The sequence below is a fragment of the Zoogloea ramigera genome (assembly GCF_006539865.1).
Taxonomy (GTDB): Bacteria; Pseudomonadota; Gammaproteobacteria; order Burkholderiales; family Rhodocyclaceae; genus Zoogloea; species Zoogloea ramigera.
In genome coordinates this window covers 1-18,602 of record NZ_BJNV01000010.1, presented here as the reverse complement: position 1 = coordinate 18,602, position 18,602 = coordinate 1, and the positions used below count along the sequence as shown (strand labels likewise).

Below are 18,602 nucleotides of genomic sequence, written 5' to 3'. Positions count from 1 at the left end.
TGTGCGGCCGTCACAGAAGGATGTGCACGCGTCACGGGGACTCGTGCAGCCATCACCAAGGCTTTGCGTGCGCGGCACCAAGGCCCGCTCCGGCCGGAGATCGCTGCGAACACTCCACCGGGTGCGCAAAAGAGCAGGCTACAGGCTGTCGAGCCGTTCGCGCAGGCTGGCGGCCTGGGTGCGCAGGGCGTCGAGGGTGTTGCCTTCCATCTTGTCGAGTTGCCGGTACACCATGCCGAGGCGGTGGTTGTTGCCCAGGCGTTCGCGCTGGCGGTCGAAGAAGTCCCAGTAGAGGGCGTTGAAGGGGCAGGCGTGGCTGCCGCTGCGGGCTTTCTTGTCGTAGTGGCAGCCCTTGCAGTAGTCGCCCATGCGGTCGAGGTAGGCGGCGCTCGACACGTAGGGCTTGGTGGCGAGCAGGCCGCCGTCGGCAAACTGGCTCATGCCCACGGTGTTGGGCAGCTCGACCCACTCGAAGGCGTCGATGTAGATGCCCAGATACCAGCGGTGCACTTCGGCCGGATCAAGGCCGGCGAGCAGCGCGAAGTTGCCGATCACCATGAGGCGCTGGATGTGGTGGGCGTAGGCGTGCTCGAGGGATTGGCCCACCGACTCGGCGAGGCAGCGCATCTTGGTCTTGCCGGTCCAGAACCAGGCGGGCAGTGGGCGGTCGTGGCCGAGGGCGTTGGCCTCGGCGTAGGCGGGCATGCGGGCCCAGTAGACGCCGCGCACGTATTCGCGCCAGCCTAGGATCTGGCGGATGAAGCCTTCCGCCGCGGCCAGCGGCACCTGGCCGGCCTGCCAGGCGGCCTCGGCGCGGGCCACCACCTCGCGCGGGCTGAGCATCTTGGTGTTGAGGGCGAAGGACAGCAGCGAGTGGAACAGCCGCCAGCCGCGGGTGCTCATAGCGTCCTGAAAGTCGCCGAAGCGGGGCAAGGCATCTGTGATGAAGGCGTCGAGCTGGGCCAGCGCCTCGGCCCGGTCGAGGGGCCACGGCAGGTTGCCGGCCTGGGGGTTGCCGAAGCTGGCCACGCCGGCCGCCTCGATTGTCTGCCACAGGGCGCTGTGGTCGTGGCGGGGGCGCGGGTCGCGGGGCTCGGCAGGCGTGCCGGGCCAGGGCTTGCGGTTGTCGTGGTCGAAGTTCCATTGGCCGCCCACCGGCTTGTCGCCCTCCAGCAGCACCTGGTGGCGGCGGCGCATGGCGCGGTAGAAGTGCTCCATCAGCCACTGCTTGCGGCCCTCGAAGAGCTCGGCGGCCTCGCTGCGGGTGGTGTAGAAGTGCTCGCTATCCACCATCCGGGCTGGGATGCTGAGGCCGCGGGCGTAGTCGGCGAGCTGGGCGTCGAGGCGCCATTCGTCGGGCTGCTGGTACTCAAAAGCGCCGGCGCCGTGGGCGACGATGAGGGCGTCGAGGTTGGCGGGTAGCGTCTGGCGGTTGGAGGGGTTGTCGATGGCCACGTAATGCACCCGGTGGCCGGCCTCGCGGAGCTGGCCCGCGAAGGCGCGCATGGCGGCGAAGATGGCCAGGATCTTCTGGGCGTGATGGAGCACATAGTCGGTCTCCTGGCGCATCTCGATGAGCACGTGGATGACGTCGTCGCTGGGCGCCGCGAACCAGCTGTGCAGGGGGTTCAGCTGGTCGCCGAGGATGAGGCGGAGGGTGGGCGCGTTCATGGCTGGCTCCACAGCTTGCGGAAGCTGCCGTCGGGGTCGTGCTCGCGGGCCTGCTTGATGGGGTCGAAGCGGCGCCCGCCGCGGGGGTCGGTGCCGCGCCCGGCGATGTAGAGCCAGTTACCCTGGTTGCTGTACACGTCGTAGTCGATGAGCTGGGCCTCGAACCACGCGGCGCCGGCCCGCCAGTCGCCGCCGAGGTCGTTGATGAGGTAGCTGGCGACCAGCTGGCGCAGGCGGTTCGACATGAAGCCGGTGGCGGCGAGCTCGCGCATGGCGGCGTCCACCAGCGGCTCGCCGGTCTCGCCGCGGCACCAGCGGGCGAAGGCGGCGGGGTCGTGCCCTGGCACGGGCTGCTTGCCGAGCCCGGCGGCGCGGTACAGCTGCCGGCCGTACTTGAGGTGAAGGAAGCGGAAGTAGTCGCGCCACAGCAGCTCGAACCATAGCCAGTAGCTGCCGTCGCTGGCGCCCCGCTCCGCCTCGAAGGCCTTGAGGTGGGCGTAGGCGGTGCGCGCCGACAGGGCACCGCTGGCGAGCCAGGGCGAGAACTTGCTGGAGAAGCCGACCCCCGTGAGCCCGTTGCGGGTGGCCTTGTAGCGGTGGGGCCGGTCGCTGCCGAAGTAGGCGCGCAGATGGGCCAGCGCCGCGGCCTCGCCACCGTGGAAGGCGGGCTGGGTGTAGGGGAAGGAGGAGCGGGCATCCACCTCGAAGGCGGCGGTGGGTTCGGTGGTTTTGGGGGGCAGCGTGATGCCCGCCGGCCAGCCGGGCAGGCGCGGCACGGGCAGCGGAGGCGGCGGCGTCTGGCCGGCCCGCTCCACCGCCTGGCGGAAGGCGGTGAACACGTCGGGTAGGCGGCTGGCAGCAAAGGGCAGCGCGGCCGGGTCGAGCAGGCTGGATTGCCAGACGCTCTCCACCGGGATGTCGCCACCGCGCAGCGCGGCGAGCTCGGCTTCTTCCTCGGGCGCCGCGATGGCCTCGCAGCTGATGCCGGCGGCGCCGACCTGCACGGCCAGGGCCGGCAGGCAGTCGGATGGGCGGCCGTGGATTTCGAGCAGGCCGCTACCCTCCTCCACTAGGCGGGCGTGGAGGGCATCCAGCGCGGCCCGCAGAAAGCGCCGCCGGTGGGCGCCGCGGCGGGGAAAGCCCCAGGGCGTCAGGGCATCGTCGGCAGGGGAATGCACATACACCGGCAACACCCGCTCCGCCTGCCGGGCGGCGTGGCTGAGGGCGGGGTTGTCGGCGAGGCGCAGGTCGTTGCGGAACCAGTGGATCAGGGTGGTCATGGGGTGAACAGGGTGATGAGTGGGAGCGCCGCGTTTTGGCGGTGCTCATGTAGGTCGGGTCAGCGTAGCGTGACCCGACATCGTCTCGAGGCCGTTGCCGCATGGGCGCGTCGGGTTACGCTGCGCTAACCCGACCTACCTCGCTACCGTGCCGCGCGGCGGCAGCGTTCGGAGCAGTATCTGACTTCGTCCCAGCAGCGTTCCCACTTCTTGCGCCAGGCGAAGGGGCGGCCGCAGGCTGGGCAGGTTTTGGTGGGCAGGTCGGATTTGCGGCGCATGGGCTTCAGATGTCGAGGGTGAGCTGGGCGGCGGGTGGGCGCTTGCCGCGCCGGGGGGCCTCCGGGCGGCGGCGGGAGCCGTGCTTGGCGACGATGGCGGCCTTGGCGGCGCGCACTTCGGGCTGGGCGCGCAGGGCATGCACGCGGGCCTTGGCTTCGCGGGTGGCGGTTTCGAGCTCGACCAGCGGCAGGGGGATGTCGACGCCCACCCGCACGCCGCAGCGAGCCTGGATGTCGGGCGGCATGCGCCAGGGCTCGAACAGCCAGGCGTCGGGCACCCGGGCCAGGGCCGGCAGCCAGTGGCGCACGAAGCGGCCCTTGGGGTCGTGGTCGCGGGCCTGCTTGATGGGGTTGTACACCCGGGTGGTGTTGATGCCGGTGGTGCCGGCCTGCATCTGCATCTGGCTCCAGTGGATGCCGGGCTCGTAGTCGATGAAGGCGCGGGCCAGCCATTCGCCCACCGGGCGCCAGTGCAGCCACAGGGGGTAGCTGGCCACCGAGACCAGCATGGCGCGCATCCGGAAGTTGAGCCAGCCGGTGTCGTGGAGCATCGCCACGCAGGCGTCCACCAGCGGCCAGCCGGTGCGGCCGCTGACGAGGGCTTCAAAGTGGGCCGGGTTCCAGCCGTCGCCCTCGCCCGGCACAGGCCTCAGGCCGTCGTAGCCGCGGTGGAGGTTGCGGAACTCCAGCTCGGGCTCGCTCTCGAGCTTCTGGATGAAATGGCAGTGCCAGTGCAGGCGGCTGATGAAGGCGGTCAGGCCCGCCCGCCGGCGGTCGGCTTCGGGGGGGAGGTCGGCCAGCTGCCGACGGGTGGCCTGAACCACTTCGCGCAGGCCAAGGCAGCCCGCTGCGAGATAGGGGGAGAGCCGCGAGCAGGCGCTGGGCGCCGACAGGGGCGACGAGATGCCGCCCCGGTACTGGCCGCTGCGCTCGTGCAGGAAGGCGTGGAGCACCGCCAGCCCAGCGCTGCGCCCACCCTCCTGGCGGTGGGGTGGCTCGGCGGGGGGCAGCCCGAGGGCGTCGGCGCAGGGGGGAGGCGCGTCGGGCCAGGGCAGCGGGGCGAAGCTGATGGCTTGCGGCGGCGGCAGGCAGGGCTGGGTGACGAAGGCCTCCCAGTGCTTGTGCCAGATGTTGCGGTCGGCCAGCCGGCGGACCACCCCGAACTGGGGGAACTCCTGCCACTCCACGCCCCGGCTGCGGCACCAGCGACCCACCGCGATGTCACGCTGGAAGCTCGGCCAGTTGCCGGTCTCCTCGTGGGAATACAGCGTGTCGAAGGGCTGGGCCCGGTGGAGACGTTCGAACACGTCGACCGCCTCGCCGGTGATCACATGCAGCCGCCCGCCCAGCTCGCGCAGGGCCCGGTACAGTTCACGCAGGCTCTCGAGCAAAAAACCGTAGTGCTGCCGCGCGGCGTCGGGGGCGGCCCACAGGCTGGGTTCGACGATGTAGACGCACAGCAGCGGCCCGCGCAGGGCCGCGCTGACGAGGGGGGCGTGGTCGAAGAGGCGCAGGTCGCGCTTCAACCAGACGACGCCGAGGCTCATGGCCGGGCGGCGATCACCGGGGCCGCGGCGCCGATCCGGCGGGCCAACCCGCGGCCGCTGAGCCAGGCGCCTTCAACCTTTCCGCCGTTGAGCCAGTCACCGCACAGGCCGATGCGCGCCTCTTCGTCCCAGCAACAGTTGCGGTCGAGGCTGGCTTCGGTGTCGGCATAGCGCCAGCGGTGGGCGCTCCAGGCGGCCGGGGCGGCCTCGGCGCCGAGCCGGGCGAAGGCGGCCAGCAGCGTTTCGGCCACCGCCTCGGGCGTGTCTTCGAGGTGGGCCTCGCTCCACTGGGGCGTGGCGTGGAGCAGCCAGGTTTCCTGGGGGCCGCGGCCGGGCTTGTGGCTGTCCCGCGCCACCCAGCGCAGCGGGCCGTGGTTGACGAAGGCCGCGTCGAAGTGAAGATCGATGGGCGCGTCGTAGCGCAGCATCAGCGCCCAAGCGGCGCGCATTCGGGCCAACGCGGCGAGGCTGGCCAGCACCGGGCTGTGGGGCGCCAGCAGGGGCACCGCCTGGGGGGACGGCACGGCCAGGACGAGGGCGTCGTAGTGTTCGTCGAGCACGCCGTGCTCCAGGGTGCTCAGGCGCCAGCCGGCCGGGCTGCGCTCGACGCGTGAGATGGTGCTCTGCGGGCGTACGTCCAGGGTGAGGGCCAGGGAGCGGGCCGGGGCCGTCATGCGCGGCGTGCCCACGAAGCGCTCGAGCGTCTCGTCGGGGGTGTGGAGATCGGCGCTACCGAAGACCTCCAGCCGCGGTTGCCAGACGGCGGCCACACCGAGGGCCTGCCAGCGCGCCACCTCGGCGCGGAAATCCGGGTCGCGGGCGGTGAAATACTGGGCGCCGTGGTCGCACTGCCAGTCGTCACCGCGCCGGGTGCTCATGCGGCCCGCGGCGCCGCGGCTCTTCTCGAAGAGCCGCACCTCGAGGCCCTGCTGCTGCAGATGACGGGCACAGGACAAGCCTGCAAGGCCGGCCCCGATGACTGCGACGCTCTCGATTTCCTTCATGATGGCCTGGACAATTAGGTTGATTGACCTAATCTTAGGAGCGTAAGATTGTTTTGTCCAAGACAAATTACATTCAGGAGAAAACATGAACAGCGTTGCCTTGATTACCGGCGCCGCGGGCGGGGTGGGCCAGGCGCTCGCCAAGCGGCTCGCCGCCGACGGCTGGCAGCTGGTGGTGGTGAGCCGCGACGCCGCCCGCCTCGAGGCCGCCTTCGGCAACGCCCACCTGCAGGTGGTGGCCGATTGTTCGACGCCGGCCGGGGTGGCGCAGATCTTCGCTGAAGCCGCCGCGGCGGGCCTCACGCCCAATGCCCTCGCCCACTGTGTCGGCAACATCCGGCTGGGTGCGCTGCACCGCACGAAAGAGCAGGATTTTCGGGACTGCCTGGAGGCCAACCTGATCAGCGCCTTCCACACCCTGGCCGGCTTCGTCGGCGCGCTTGGCAAGGCCGGCCAGCCCGGCGCGGCGGTGCTGGTGTCGTCGGCCGCGGCGCGTATCGGCACGCCCAACCACGAGGCGGTGGCCGCCGCCAAGGCCGGCGTGGAGGGGCTCGTACGCGGCGCTGCGGCCACCTACGCCGGCGCCGGCGTGCGCATCAATGCGGTGGCGCCGGGGATCATGGAGACGCCGGCCTCGGCGCGCATCATCGCCAACGATTCGGCCCGCGAGGCGGCCGCGCGCCAGTATCCGCTGCCCGGCATCGGCGACCCGGCCGAGCTCGCCGGGCTGATGGCCTGGCTGCTGTCGCCCGAGGCGGGCCGGGTGACCGGCCAGGTGTGGTCCATGGACGGGGGCTTTGCAAGCATCCGTCCGCTCGTCAAATGAGGTGCATCCATGAACACGCCGCATAACCCCGCCCTCCCCCGCTCCGCCGCCTGGCTCGGCTTCGGCGGCCTGCTGCCCTTCATCGGGCTGGCACTGACGGCCTTTGTCGACCGCCACCACGGCATCGTGTGGGCCGACGCGCTGGTGGCCTACGGCGCGGTGATCCTGAGCTTCGTCGGGGCCCTGCACTGGGGCTTCGCGATGGCGCTGCCGTCGATGCCCCAGGCCCTGCGCCGCAACTGCTTCGTGTGGAGCGTGGTGCCGGCGCTGATCGCCTGGCCGGCGCTGATCGCCTGGCCGGCGATGATGCTGGAGCCCGTGCTCGGCGCGCCGCTGCTGATGGCGGGCTTTGTGGCCCACATCTGGCAGGACCACCGGCTCGCCGGGCGCGTCGCGCTGCCCGCCTGGTATCTGCCGCTGCGCCGGCAGCTCAGCATCGTGGCCTGCGTGTGCCTTGCGCTGGGCGCGTTTTCCGTCAGCCATTAGTCAATCGCCCGCAGGGAGACCGCCATGAGCCGCCTCTTCAACAGACTCCCGGGCCACCCCAGGACGCCCGCCGGCCGCGAGCGGCAGATCCTGCGCATGTTGCCCAAGGCCCTGCTCATCGGCACCGCGCTGCTGGCCCTGCCCTCGCTGGCGGTGCGCGGGGCGGCGCTGTTCAACCCGCTCCTCGGGGCCGGCAGCCTCGTGATGAGCGTGGATATCTACAGCGTCAGCCTGGTGGTGCTGCACTGGACGGTGGTGTTCACGGTGGGCCTGTCGGCCTTCATCGTGATGGTGATGAAGGGCCCCGGCTACGTGGCCGACGCCTACCCGCTGAGCGACGCCGACACGCCGGCGGGCGATAAACCCTGACCCGGCGCCGGGCGCCGGGGCTGTGCCGCGCACTCGGCGAGGCGCCCCGCCGGTTGCCCAACCCATGCCGGGCAGAACCCCGGATTCACGCTAGGCGGTAGCCTGCAGCGGTGCCGGAACAGGCGCACCGGTACCCCTCCAAACCCTCCTTCCTCCCGCCATTTCCCCGACAAATCAAGGCTCTGGGTGCGTTCGTGCGACTTTTTTCTTGATTTTTAAGGCGCTGGATACATACTAAATGTAGTAGAAAATTTATTTTATTCCCACTATTGATTTTTTTAAGTGTATGTTTTTAAACGAGTAAATATTTTTGATGAATAAGCGGCTTCGCGGTAAGCTACGCACCGCAAAAACTTTTCTACCAATAAGACACCAGAACGGTACGAGAGCCTCCATGACCGCCACCACAAAGAACGCAAAATCCCAGATCGCCACCGCCGCCAACCTCCTCCCGCAGGAGATCTGTGACGAGGTCCTGCTCGAGAAATACGCCAAGGGCAATGAGCAGAGCATCTCCGATGTGCGCCTGCGGGTGGCCCGCGCCCTCGCTGCCATCGAGTCGGAAGACAAGCGGCTGTTCTGGGAGACCAAGTTTCTAGAGGCCCAGGAGCGCGGCTTCGTGCCTGCCGGCCGCATCAACTCCGCCGCCGGCACCAACCTCGCGGCCACCCTCATCAACTGCTTCGTGCAGCCGGTGGGCGACTCGATCACCGAATCCGTCGACGGCCGCTGCGGCATCTACACCGCGCTGGCCCAGTCGGCCGAGACCATGCGCCGCGGCGGCGGCGTGGGCTACGACTTCTCGTCGATCCGCCCGAAGGGCGCGATGGTGCGCGGCACCCAGTCGAATGCCTCCGGCCCGGTGTCCTACATGCGCGTCTTCGACCGCTCCTGCGAGACCGTCGAATCGGCCGGCTCCCGCCGCGGCGCCCAGATGGGCGTGCTGCGTTGCGACCACCCGGACATCGAAGAATTCATCCACGCCAAGGACCACGGCGACCTCTCCAACTTCAACGTCTCCATCGCGGTAACCGACGCCTTCATGCAGGCCGTCGAGGCCGATGGCGACGTCGAGCTCGCCCACAAGGCCGAGCCCTCCAACGACATCAAGGCGGCCGGCGGCTACCAGCGTGACGACAGCCTGTGGGTGTACCGCAAGGTGCGCGCCCGCGAGCTGTGGGACCAGGTCATGCGCTCCACCTACGACCACGCCGAGCCGGGCATCCTGTTCCTCGACCGGATGAACCGCGACAACAACCTGTACTACTGCGAGACCATCGAGGCCACCAACCCCTGTGCCGAACAGCCGCTGCCCTCCTACGGCTGCTGCTGCCTGGGCTCGATCAACCTCACGCTGTACGTCAAGGACGCCTTCACCGACAAGGCCGCCTTCGACTTCACCGGCTTCGGCAAGACCATCGAGACCTCGATCCGGATGCTCGACAACGTGCTCGAAGCCACCCACTGGCCCCTCGAGCAGCAGCACGCCGAAGCCCAGTCCAAGCGCCGCGTCGGCCTCGGCTTTACCGGCCTCGGCAACGCCCTGGCCATGCTGCGCCTGCGCTACGACAGCGAGGCCGCCCTCGAGATGGCCCGCAAGATCAGCGAATACATGCGCGACCAGGCCTACCTGGCCTCCGTCGAGCTCGCCAAGGAGCGCGGCGCCTTCCCGCTGTTCAACGCCGACATGTACCTGTCGGGCGGCAATTTCGCCTCGCGCCTGCCCAACGAGGTGAAGGACAAGATCCGCAAGCACGGCCTGCGCAACTCGCACCTGCTGTCAATCGCCCCCACCGGCACGATCAGCCTGGCCTTTGCCGACAACGCCTCCAACGGCATCGAGCCGCCGTTCTCCTACACCTACACCCGCAAGAAGCGCACCGCCGACGGCACCTTCAAAGAGCACGCCGTCGAGGACTACGCCTGGCGCCTCTACCGCCACCTGGGCGGCGACGTGAGCAAGCTGCCCGACTACTTCGTGACCGCCCTGGAGATCTCCGCCAAGGCCCACAAGGATATGGTCGCGGCCGTCGCCCCCTACGTCGACACCTCCATCTCCAAGACGGTGAACGTCCCCGAGGACTACCCCTACGCCGACTTCGAGAACCTCTACCTCGACGCCTGGAAGGCCGGCCTCAAGGGCCTCGCCACCTATCGCCCCAACAGCATCCTCGGCTCCGTGCTGTCGGTCACCCCGAGCAGCGAGCAGAAGCAGCCGCAGGACGTCGAGATCTCCGACGACACCAACCGCCGCCTGTCCATCAAGAACCTGCCGGCCCCGGTGCTCTCCTCCCTGCGCTGGCCGGGCCGCCCCGACCTGCCGGACGGCAACTCCGCCTGGACCTACATGCTCAACACCCCGCAGGGCAACTTCGCGCTCTTCGTGGGCCACATGGACCCGGCCGAGGACAGCCCCGCCAAGGGCGCCTTCCCCTTCGAAGTGTGGGTGAATGGCGCCGACCAGCCCCGCGGCCTGGGCGCCGTGGCCAAGACCCTGTCGATGGACATGCGCGCCAACGACCGCGGCTGGCTCAAGCTCAAGCTCGAGACCCTCGCCAAGACCGTCGGCGAGAAGCCCTTCGAGCTCCGCTTCCCGCCCCACGGCGAGCAGAAGCTGATGCCCGGCGTGGTGTCCGCCTTCGCCCAGGTGGTGCGCTACCGCTGTGAAAAGCTCAACGCCCTCGAAGGCGACCTGCCGACCCCGGTGCTCGACAGCGTGTTCAGCCTGGCCGAACCCAAAACCGGCACCGACGGCACCCTGTCGTGGACGGTCGACATCCAGAACCCGGCCACCGGCGAAGACTTCGTGCTCGGCCTCAAGGAGATCACTCTCCCCGACGGCGTCACCCGCCCCTACTCCATGTGGCTGTCGGGCAACTACCCGCGCGCCCTGGATGGCCTGTCGCGCATCCTGTCGCTCGACATGCGCGTGATGGACCCGGCCTGGATCGGCATGAAGCTGCGCAAGCTCATCGACTACCCCGAGCCCCTCGGCGACTTCATGGCCTTCGTGCCCGGCACCCGCCGCCAGCAGAACTGGCCCTCCACCGTCGCCTACGTGGCCGCGCTCATCATCCACCGCTACGCCATGCTCGGCGTGCTCGACGAAGCCGGCTACCCCACCCGCGAGATGGGCATCCTCGAAGCCCCCCGCGACACCAACGCCCCCAAGGTGATGCAGGGCGCCCTGTGCAACGAATGCGGCAACCACTCGGTGATCCGCAAGGACGGCTGCGACTTCTGCACCGCCTGCGGCGCGGTGGGCACCTGCGGCTGAGCGGCTGGTAGCTAACGTAAAGCAGTAACCAAAAACGCCCACCTCATGCCGAGGTGGGCGTTTTGTTTAGCTATGTCCGGGTAGATCGGTATCACGGTAATTCGTAAATTTGCAGACTCAACTCCAGCAGAGGTGAGAGATTGTCTTTATGTATCAATGTTGGTACATTTCAGACATGAATACTCCCATCCTGGATGTCCGCTTCTTCGCCTCCGACGGTGGCAATGAACCGGTACGCGAATGGCTCAAGTCCTTGCAGGGCAGCGAGCGGCGCACCATCGGTGAAGACATCAAGACGGTGCAGTTCGGTTGGCCGCTGGGTATGCCCCTGGTACGCAAGCTGGCCAAAGACCTCTGGGAGGTTCGCGTTCACCTTGTCGATCGGATCGCCCGGGTCTTGTTCACCGTGGTCGGCCACACGATGGTGTTGCTGCACGGTTTCATCAAGAAATCACAAGCCACACCACCCGAAGAACTCGACGTCGCCAAACGGCGTCTGCAACAACTGAGGAGCGCATCATGAACCCGCATATCGGCAGCAGCTTTGATGATTTCCTCGCGGAAGAGGCCGTGTTGCAGGAAACCACCGCCGTGGCGATCAAACGCGTGGTGGCCTGGCAGATCGCCCAGGAGATGAAAGCCCAGAACCTGACCAAGACCGCGCTGGCCGAGAAGATGCACACCAGCCGCGCGGCGCTGAACCGCTTGCTGGATGAGACCGACACCAGCCTGACCCTGACCACACTCACCAGCGCGGCCAAAGCCCTCGGCAAGAATCTGCGTATCGAACTGGCGTGATCGCTGGCGCTTCTCCAGCCTGCAAGTAAAAACGCCCACCTCGGCATCAGGTGGGCGTTTTGTTTGTCCAGTAGCGCCAGACATCACTGCGTTAGCCGATCAGCAAGGTCTGCTCTCACCCCCGTTCGTCGTTACGGGTTTGATTAGCGGCCGCGCCTCCGCGAGAACCTGTTCCCAAAACATGAGATCGGGAAAGCCTCCTCAAGGAGAAGGCGCAAGGGCAGCGGGCACGATCTCCCCACCGCCCGCCCCGCCCGCAAACTCTGCGACAATGCCGGCCTCATTTAGTCGCCCTCGCCGCCCGCCCCCATGACCCCCGCCCAGTTCATCGCCAAGTGGCAACACAACCCCCTCTCCGAGCGTGCCGGTGCGCAGCCGTTCTTTCTCGATCTGTGCGCCATGCTCGGCGTGCCCACCCCCACCGACCCCGACAACTACTGCTTCGAGCGTGGCGCCACGCGCACAGGGGCCGGGCATGGCTGGGCGGACGTGTGGATGCGCGGGCACTTCGGCTGGGAGAACAAGGGCCCCGGCGGTGACCTGGCCGGCGCGCTGCGCCAGCTCATGACCTACGCCCTGGCCCTCGACAACCCGCCGCTGCTGGTGGTGAGCAACCGCGCGCTCACCGAGATCCACACCCACTTCACCGGCACCCCGAGCGAGACGCACACCATCCGCCTCGAGGACATCGGCACGCCGGAAAACCAGCAAAAGCTGCGCTGGCTGTTCACCGACCCCGAAAAGTTTCGCCCCGGCCGCACGGTGCTCGACATCACCACCGACGCCGCCGGCCGCTTCGCCGACATCGCCCGGTCGATGACCACGCGCGGCCACGACCCCCAGAAGGTCGCCCACTTCCTCATCCAGTGCCTGTTCTGCATGTTTGCCGAAGACATCGGCCTGCTCCCTCGTAAGCTCTTCGAGCGCGTCATCGACAAGCGCCAGGGCGACGCCGGCAAGCTCGCCGGCTCGGTGGCCGAGCTGTTTGGCGCCATGCGTTCGGGCGGCGACTTTCTGCTCGAAGACATCGCCTACTTCAACGGCGGGCTGTTCGAGCACATCGACGTGGTCGAGATGATCCCCGCCGAGATCGACGCGCTGCTCAAGGCCAGCAAGATGGATTGGTCCTCCATCGAGCCCTCCATCCTCGGCACCCTCTTCGAGCGTGGCCTCGACCCCAAGGTGCGCGCCCCGCTGGGCGCCAACTACACCGACCCCGAGACCATCATGAAGCTCGTCGGCCCGGTGCTCGTCGAGCCCCTGGAGCGCGAGTGGAACGCCGCCAAGGCCCGCCTCGCCCCGCTGATCGACAAATACCAGGCCGGCGGCAAGGGTTCGCAGAAGGCCATGCAGGACGCCCAGGGCATCTTTCTGGGCTATCTCGAGCGGCTCAGGAACTTCCGCGTGCTCGACCCCGCCTGCGGCTCCGGCAACTTTCTGTACCTCAGCCTGCGCGCCCTCAAAGACCTCGAACACCGCGCCAACCTCGACGCCGAAGCCCTCGGCCTGCACCGCCAGCTCACCATCGAGACCAGCCCCGACAACGTGCTGGGCCTCGAGATCAACGCCTACGCCGCCGAGCTGGCGCGGGTCACGGTGTGGATCGGCGAGATCCAGTGGATGCTCAAGCACGGCTACGACTGCCGCCGCAACCCCATCCTGGCCCGCCTCGACCACATCGAGAACCGCGACGCGCTAATCGACTACCAGCAGGGCACCGACTGGGACGGCATCGACCCGATCACCGGTGAGGAGATCCACGGCGAGATGGGCGTCGCCCGCAATGTCCTGTGGCCCACCTGTGACGTCATCGTCGGCAACCCGCCCTTCCTCGGTGACAAGCGGATGCGCGCCGAGCTGGGCAGCGCCTACGTCGATTGCCTGCGCCGCGAATACAAGGGCCGCGTCCCCGGTGGCGCCGACCTCGTGACCTACTGGTTCGAGCGGGCCCGCGAGCAGATCGCGGCCGGCCAGTGCCAGGCCGCCGGCCTCGTCGCCACCAACTCGATCCGCGGCGGCGCCAACCGCAAGGTGCTCGACCGCATCGCCGAGACGACGCGGATCTTCGAGGCGTGGAGCGACGAGCCGTGGGTGAATGAGGGGGCCGCGGTGCGGGTGTCGCTGCTTGCCTTCGGGCACGTATCGGATGCCGTGCTTCCTCCCAAACTGGATGGAGTTGAAGTGGAGCACATCCACACAGACCTCACTGCGGGCGACGGACTCGATCTGACAAGTGCCCTGCGACTAAATGACAACCTGGACGTTTCTTTCATTGGTCCGCAGAAGAACGGACCTTTTGATATTCCTGGCGATCAGGCCCGCATCTGGTTATCACGCCCCAATCCTCACGGTGAATCGAATTCCCTGGTTGTAAGGCCTTGGGCAAATGGCCTCGACATCACGCGTAGACCTGCAGACCGATGGATTGTGGACTTTGGCGGAAGCATGAGAGCAGAGGACGCATCTTTGTTCGAGGAGCCCTACAACTACGTCGTCGAAAACATCAAGCCTGAACGTGTCAAGAACAACCGCCCTGCCCGTGCAAAATACTGGTGGCGTCACGGGGAGATCATGCCTGCAATGCGCTTGAAGCTTGCTGGTCTTCCAAGGTTCATCGGCACGGCTAGGGTTGCAAAGCACAGGCTTCTCGTCTGGTTGAACAAAGCGGTTCTGCCGGACTGTCAGGTCGTCGTCATCGCTCGCTCGGACGACACCACCTTTGGCATTCTGCACTCCCGCCTCCATGAGCTATGGTCCTTGGGGAAGTGCACCTGGATGGGCGTCGGCAACGACCCCCGCTACACCCCCAGCACCACCTTCGAAACCTTCCCCTTCCCCGCCGGCATGACCCCCGCCGACACCGCCGCTGGCGCCCCCGAGGGCGCGGCGGCCGAGGCCATCGCCGCCGCCGCCCGCCGGCTCGACACACTGCGCAGCAACTGGCTCAACCCCGCCGACTGGGTGGATTGGGTCGTGACCCCCGAGGAGGCCGCCGCCGGCTTCCCCGCGCGGCCGGTGGCCCGCCCCGGCCACGAGGCCGAGCTTAAAAAGCGCACCCTCACCAACCTCTACAACCAGCGCCCGGCCTGGCTCGCCAACGCCCACCAGGCCCTCGACCAGGCCGTCGCCGTCGCCTACGGCTGGTCCGACTACAGCCCCGCCATGGCCGACGACGAGATCCTGCGCCGGCTGCTCAAGCTCAACCTCGAGCGGGCCTGAGCGGCCCCCGGCCGAGGGCGGATCTTGCCCCTCCGCCCCCATCACGCGGGCCCGAATCACGATCTCGGGCCCGCGTGATCGTGATGAGTGCCTGCAACATCGTCATTAGCGCGCTCGACATCGTGATTCGATAGCACTTTTCATCAATTCGAGGCCTCTTGATGCGAGCCAGCCCTATCGTTTCACGATCACGATAGCTAAAGCTCGAAAAACGAGGCCGCATGATTCGAGCTTTAGCTATCGTTCTCGAATGATGAGGCGACGAATCAAGGATTAGCGGCCGTCTGGTGCCAACTTGCGGCCTCGTGATCGAAGCACGCCGGCCCGAGATCGCATCTCGCGCCCGCTTGCCCGCATCACGCGGGGGCGTATGTGTAGCGTGCAGCCCCGAATCACAAAAACGCAGCGGCGTGATCGTGATGCGTCGCCGCTTGAACATGGCACAAGGCCGTGCAGCGCGCCCCCGGTGGCGTGCTCCGACACCACGCCCCCACCCGCCCAGGCCATGCCGCGCCGCGGCTGTATCGCCCCGCCGGTCGCCGCGAGCGGGGCGCGGCCCTGCCCCGTGCCAGCCCCGCCGGCCATGATATCGAAGTAATTTGCTTGCACCAAAAACCCCATGGTGCTAATTTTCCAGGCGCAACAAATATATTTGATACCAATATCCCGCACCCGGAGGAAAGCATGAGCAATACGCCCGGCAAACGTCTCCCGGCCCAGGTCGTCGCCGACGATACCAAGGCCTTCCACGCCCTCGCCACCATCGAGGGCTACGCCCCCCACGACCCCGAGCTCAAGCTCGAAGCGATCGCCGCCACCTTCGACGAGCTGGGTGCCGACCAGGCGGGCCTGATCCGCGCCCAGGTCGCCCTCGACGCCGCCCGCGACAAGCTTGCCCACACCGAACACCGCGCCCACCAGAAGATGCTCGGGGCCAAGGATTCGGTGTGCAGCCAGTACGGAGACGACTCCAACGAATATGCCGCCCTGGGCATGAAGAAGAAGTCCGAGCGCAAGAAAGGCGGCAACAAACCCAGGCCGCCCGAAGCGTAAGGCAACGCTGACGCAAGCCAAAAGGCGCTCGGCTTGAGCGCCTTTTTCATGTCCACATCGCTGCCGGGCGTCTGGGAGCGCCCTGAAGAGCCACGCAGGCGCGGGTCTCGGGCCGCTCGGCGCCTGTAGTCAGAGTGCCTGAAAGCCCATGGCGGCAAGCTTGCCAAAGGCACGCCCGGAGTCCGGACACCAGCCCTGTCCGTGACATCAGAGGCATCAAGACCAAAGCGCTTCGACACAGGCCGAACCGCCGCCTTTTGCGGCTATCCGGGCCGATGATCATCAGGGCTTTGCGGGCGCCGGGTTGTCTTGACGGTAACTGCGCCCGGGGTTGATGACCACGCGCTTGACCAGCCTGTCCAGCGCCTTGCTGTGGTAGAGGTCCAGGCATTTCAGGAGGTCGAACCGGACGCCCTTGATCTCGGCTTCGACCAGCGGGTTGTGGTAGTCGCGCGCCAGATAGGCATCGACCAGGGCCTTGACAGCGTCCGGGCTCTTTTCCAGGTCGTAGTATGTCCAGTCCCTCAGCGCGCTGACACTGCTCCCCGCGTCGGTGCCTGCGTTCTTGTCGTTCGTGTAGGCCTGGGCGATGCAGCTGGCCAGAACCATGTCCTTGTAATTCTGGGCATAGCTGCGCGCTCCGGCCTGGGGCGACGCAGGCGGGTCGCCGGCCGCGAAGCCAGGGCCGAGGCCGATGGCGAGAGCGGGGGCCGCCAGAACACCACGCCAGAATTTCTTCACGGCAGGCTCCAGAAGTTGGCGCGTTCGGTTCGGTAAGTGGCGTTGGGTTCGTTGAAGTAGCAGTGGTCGTAGCAGACGCTGCCATTGAACAGGGTCGCATGGCCACGCGCGTCGTCCCACCCCGACACTTCAAACAGAATCAAGCCCTTCTTGCCGGCTAGCGAGCCACCGTCCGACGGTGGAAACTCGACGATTTCGGGCTTGCCCCATTTTGAGGTCAGAAAGCGGATGAGGTCATTGACGCGGAAGAAATACTGCCGCTTGTCGGCGCCGGATACGGTCTGACCGCGGAAGGCAGGAATGATTAAACCAGATTGGTTCAGGATGTAGCTCATGCGGACCGCGCAGGTGTTGTTCCACTTCTGCTCGCTGTTCGAGTTGTTGATGTTCTTCTCGACATAGCCGCCAATCATCTTGGCTACCTTGCTTGCCGGGTCGGCAACATCATAAATCTGCCTGGAGGCTGCCCAGGCTTTATCAAAGGACGGTCGAACCATTTCATCTCCTCGATTTCGTTTTTCATGGAGTCGCCGTGCGGCGATGCCCGCGCGCTATCCCGCAGCGCATCGAGCCTGGCCTGGGCCAGACGTGGGCCCGCGGGCTGTGACCCATACCGGCATGAGCACTTTGGCGGTGCAGCGTTCTTGTTAAAGACAGCGCGGCAAGGCCTGTTGGTACAGGGCACGTAGCCCGGCGCCGGGCTACCGGCGATATGCCCTTATGTTTTCTAGAGTCTGCTCGGAAAATATGCAAGGCGTGATCGATGACGCGCTCGCCCAGGTTCTGCAAGAGGGCGTCGCCTGCCCCCGCCTGCGTGGGCTCGAGGGCGGCGCGGCCCGTGTCGCCTTTCACGGCTACACGGCCTTGTTCGCGCCGGAGTTCGGCTTCACCGGCCGCGGCCGCCCCCCGCCCCGCGACCCCGCCAATGCCTGCCTGTCGCCGGCCTACACCGACACCAGCACGTCGCCCTGGGATTCGGCCAGCACGTGCTTGGTGACGCTGCCCAGGAGCAGCTCTTCAAGCACGCTCTCGCCGTGCTTGCCCACCACGATCAGGTCGCAGTCGCATTCCTGCTCCTGCTCGATGATGCGGAAGGTGGGGTCGCCATGCAGCACCAGCAGGCGGGTGCCCAGCGCCGGCAGGCCGGCCAGGTCGCGCAGGGCCTGGAGCTTCTGGGTGGCCTCCTGTTTGGCGACGATGCGGTAGTGGTGGATCACCTCGTCGTCCACGCTGGCGTAGCGCAGCTTGCCCTCGAAGGGCACGTCGAAGGCGTGCAGCAGCACGACCTCGGCGCCGGGGGCGATGCTGCGGGCGTGGCGGATGGCGCGCAGCGACGAGGGCGAGAAATCAACGGGCACCAGCAGGCGCCGGTAGGGCTCGTGGGGCGGCTGCTTGACCACCAGCACCGGGCAGCGGGTGGTGCTGAGCACCCGCAGCGCGGTGGTGCCCAGCACGAAGTGGCGGATCACGCTCTCGCCCTTGGCGCCGCACACCAGCAGGCCGGCGGCCAGGGCGTCGGACTCCCGCGCCAGCTCGGCCAGCAGCGCGCCGGCCACCACGCGGGGGTTGGCGACGACGCCGAAGCGTTGATGGATCTGGCCGGCGAGGTCGACCAGCTTGCTCCGCGCCGCATCGAGCACGCGGTTTTCGAGCTCGGCCTGGCTGCTGCCCATCAGCTGGCGCAAGCGCTCCAGCGGCGCCAGATTGGCCACGTGCAGCAGGTCGAGCTGGGCGGCGGTCTCCGCGCTGACCAGGGCGGCCCGCTCGGCGGCGTGGCGGGCAGGGGCAGACAGATCGGTGGTGGCCAGGATGCGGCGCAAGGGGTTCATGGAGCCCTCCTTCTTTCCGGGTGGTGGGCCGGCACGGCGCGCCGGCTGTTTCAAGTCGGAACCCCGCCGGTGGGCAAAGTTCCCGCGGCGAGACAAGGCGAGGTACCTCAAGCCAGTGCTCCCTCCCCTGACAAGGGGAGGGCCGGGGAGGGGTTGGACGGGCAGCGAGCGTGGACGCGCGTCATCCCGCCGTAGCCAGACCCCCCTGCCCCCCCCTTGGCAGC

The 18,602-nt window shown here is 67.6% G+C and carries 16 protein-coding genes and 1 pseudogene; 9 read left to right on the top strand and 8 right to left on the bottom strand.

Annotation, left to right across the window (positions count from 1 at the left end):
- Positions 1–138 precede the first annotated feature (138 nt).
- The 5 genes from ZRA01_RS04165 to ZRA01_RS04145 form a co-directional block, all read right to left on the bottom strand.
- The gene (locus ZRA01_RS04165) at positions 139–1,671 is read right to left on the bottom strand and encodes a cryptochrome/photolyase family protein (protein ID WP_141349603.1); all 1,533 of its coding nucleotides are present in this window, start codon (positions 1,669–1,671) and stop codon (positions 139–141) included.
- The gene (locus ZRA01_RS04160; RefSeq protein ID WP_141349601.1) at positions 1,668–2,951 is read right to left on the bottom strand and encodes a DASH family cryptochrome; all 1,284 of its coding nucleotides are present in this window, start codon (positions 2,949–2,951) and stop codon (positions 1,668–1,670) included. The genes ZRA01_RS04165 and ZRA01_RS04160 overlap by 4 nt, the downstream gene beginning before the upstream one ends.
- A gap of 143 nt (positions 2,952–3,094) precedes the next feature.
- Entirely contained in the window at positions 3,095–3,229 is a 135-nt protein-coding gene (locus ZRA01_RS04155; protein WP_141349599.1) for a DUF2256 domain-containing protein, read from the bottom strand.
- A gap of 5 nt (positions 3,230–3,234) precedes the next feature.
- Complete coding sequence (locus tag ZRA01_RS04150) at positions 3,235–4,776, bottom strand: FAD-binding domain-containing protein (protein WP_141349597.1); 1,542 nt, start codon at positions 4,774–4,776, stop codon at positions 3,235–3,237.
- Positions 4,773–5,780 (bottom strand): NAD(P)/FAD-dependent oxidoreductase, encoded by a 1,008-nt coding sequence (locus tag ZRA01_RS04145; RefSeq protein ID WP_141349595.1) that lies wholly within the window; start codon positions 5,778–5,780, stop codon positions 4,773–4,775. Before ZRA01_RS04145 ends, ZRA01_RS04150 begins: the two co-directional genes overlap by 4 nt.
- Positions 5,781–5,865: 85 nt before the next feature.
- On the opposite strand from ZRA01_RS04145, the gene ZRA01_RS04140 reads away from it, so the two are divergent.
- The 8 genes from ZRA01_RS04140 to ZRA01_RS04105 all read left to right on the top strand — a co-directional run bounded on the left by ZRA01_RS04140 (position 5,866) and on the right by ZRA01_RS04105 (position 15,808).
- Positions 5,866–6,606, top strand: a complete 741-nt coding sequence (locus tag ZRA01_RS04140; RefSeq protein WP_141349593.1) for an SDR family NAD(P)-dependent oxidoreductase — start codon at positions 5,866–5,868, stop codon at positions 6,604–6,606.
- A gap of 9 nt (positions 6,607–6,615) precedes the next feature.
- The gene (locus tag ZRA01_RS04135) at positions 6,616–7,092 is read left to right on the top strand and encodes a DUF3429 domain-containing protein (RefSeq protein ID WP_141349591.1); all 477 of its coding nucleotides are present in this window, start codon (positions 6,616–6,618) and stop codon (positions 7,090–7,092) included.
- 24 nt (positions 7,093–7,116) lie between these two features.
- On the top strand, positions 7,117–7,461 hold the full coding sequence (locus tag ZRA01_RS04130; protein ID WP_141349589.1) for a hypothetical protein: 345 nt from the start codon (positions 7,117–7,119) through the stop codon (positions 7,459–7,461).
- A gap of 394 nt (positions 7,462–7,855) precedes the next feature.
- A complete protein-coding gene (locus tag ZRA01_RS04125; RefSeq protein ID WP_141349587.1) occupies positions 7,856–10,738 on the top strand; it encodes an adenosylcobalamin-dependent ribonucleoside-diphosphate reductase in 2,883 nt (960 codons plus the stop codon).
- A 175-nt stretch (positions 10,739–10,913) separates the two neighbouring features.
- A complete protein-coding gene (locus ZRA01_RS04120) occupies positions 10,914–11,261 on the top strand; it encodes a type II toxin-antitoxin system RelE/ParE family toxin (protein WP_141349585.1) in 348 nt (115 codons plus the stop codon).
- Positions 11,258–11,536, top strand: coding sequence for an XRE family transcriptional regulator (locus ZRA01_RS04115; RefSeq protein ID WP_141349583.1), 279 nt, complete (start codon positions 11,258–11,260; stop codon positions 11,534–11,536). The genes ZRA01_RS04120 and ZRA01_RS04115 overlap by 4 nt, the downstream gene beginning before the upstream one ends.
- Before the next feature lie 309 nt (positions 11,537–11,845).
- On the top strand, positions 11,846–14,755 hold the full coding sequence (locus tag ZRA01_RS20820; protein ID WP_141349581.1) for a class I SAM-dependent DNA methyltransferase: 2,910 nt from the start codon (positions 11,846–11,848) through the stop codon (positions 14,753–14,755).
- A 684-nt stretch (positions 14,756–15,439) separates the two neighbouring features.
- The gene (locus ZRA01_RS04105) at positions 15,440–15,808 is read left to right on the top strand and encodes a hypothetical protein (protein WP_141349579.1); all 369 of its coding nucleotides are present in this window, start codon (positions 15,440–15,442) and stop codon (positions 15,806–15,808) included.
- Between the two features lie 282 nt (positions 15,809–16,090).
- On the opposite strand, the gene ZRA01_RS04100 is transcribed toward ZRA01_RS04105, so the two are convergent.
- Both ZRA01_RS04100 and ZRA01_RS04095 read right to left on the bottom strand, forming a co-directional pair.
- Positions 16,091–16,549, bottom strand: coding sequence for a type VI secretion system amidase immunity protein Tai4 (locus tag ZRA01_RS04100; RefSeq protein WP_141349577.1), 459 nt, complete (start codon positions 16,547–16,549; stop codon positions 16,091–16,093).
- Positions 16,546–17,046, bottom strand: a complete 501-nt coding sequence (locus tag ZRA01_RS04095) for a type VI secretion system amidase effector protein Tae4 (RefSeq protein ID WP_141349575.1) — start codon at positions 17,044–17,046, stop codon at positions 16,546–16,548. The genes ZRA01_RS04100 and ZRA01_RS04095 overlap by 4 nt, the downstream gene beginning before the upstream one ends.
- 223 nt (positions 17,047–17,269) lie before the next feature.
- Here ZRA01_RS04095 and ZRA01_RS20935 point away from each other — a divergent pair.
- A pseudogene (locus tag ZRA01_RS20935) lies at positions 17,270–17,440 on the top strand (hypothetical protein); the annotation flags it as partial.
- Between the two features lie 53 nt (positions 17,441–17,493).
- Here the strand turns inward: ZRA01_RS20935 and ZRA01_RS20810 are convergent.
- Positions 17,494–18,378, bottom strand: coding sequence for a universal stress protein (locus tag ZRA01_RS20810; protein ID WP_141349571.1), 885 nt, complete (start codon positions 18,376–18,378; stop codon positions 17,494–17,496).
- Between the last annotated feature and the right edge of the window lie 224 nt (positions 18,379–18,602).

Bases quoted from the DNA above. Each gene is read 5' to 3' on its own strand.
- ZRA01_RS04120 (WP_141349585.1), top strand. From the start codon at position 10,914: ATGAATACTCCCATCCTGGATGTCCGCTTCTTCGCCTCCGACGGTGGC.
- ZRA01_RS04140 (WP_141349593.1), top strand. From the start codon at position 5,866: ATGAACAGCGTTGCCTTGATTACCGGCGCCGCGGGCGGGGTGGGCCAG.
- ZRA01_RS04115 (WP_141349583.1), top strand. From the start codon at position 11,258: ATGAACCCGCATATCGGCAGCAGCTTTGATGATTTCCTCGCGGAAGAG.
- ZRA01_RS04165 (WP_141349603.1), bottom strand. From the start codon at position 1,671: ATGAACGCGCCCACCCTCCGCCTCATCCTCGGCGACCAGCTGAACCCC.
- ZRA01_RS04150 (WP_141349597.1), bottom strand. From the start codon at position 4,776: ATGAGCCTCGGCGTCGTCTGGTTGAAGCGCGACCTGCGCCTCTTCGAC.
- ZRA01_RS04105 (WP_141349579.1), top strand. From the start codon at position 15,440: ATGAGCAATACGCCCGGCAAACGTCTCCCGGCCCAGGTCGTCGCCGAC.
- ZRA01_RS04135 (WP_141349591.1), top strand. From the start codon at position 6,616: ATGAACACGCCGCATAACCCCGCCCTCCCCCGCTCCGCCGCCTGGCTC.
- ZRA01_RS04125 (WP_141349587.1), top strand. From the start codon at position 7,856: ATGACCGCCACCACAAAGAACGCAAAATCCCAGATCGCCACCGCCGCC.
- ZRA01_RS04160 (WP_141349601.1), bottom strand. From the start codon at position 2,951: ATGACCACCCTGATCCACTGGTTCCGCAACGACCTGCGCCTCGCCGAC.
- ZRA01_RS20810 (WP_141349571.1), bottom strand. From the start codon at position 18,378: ATGAACCCCTTGCGCCGCATCCTGGCCACCACCGATCTGTCTGCCCCT.
- ZRA01_RS04145 (WP_141349595.1), bottom strand. From the start codon at position 5,780: ATGAAGGAAATCGAGAGCGTCGCAGTCATCGGGGCCGGCCTTGCAGGC.
- ZRA01_RS04155 (WP_141349599.1), bottom strand. From the start codon at position 3,229: ATGCGCCGCAAATCCGACCTGCCCACCAAAACCTGCCCAGCCTGCGGC.
- ZRA01_RS04095 (WP_141349575.1), bottom strand. From the start codon at position 17,046: ATGGTTCGACCGTCCTTTGATAAAGCCTGGGCAGCCTCCAGGCAGATT.
- ZRA01_RS20820 (WP_141349581.1), top strand. From the start codon at position 11,846: ATGACCCCCGCCCAGTTCATCGCCAAGTGGCAACACAACCCCCTCTCC.
- ZRA01_RS04130 (WP_141349589.1), top strand. From the start codon at position 7,117: ATGAGCCGCCTCTTCAACAGACTCCCGGGCCACCCCAGGACGCCCGCC.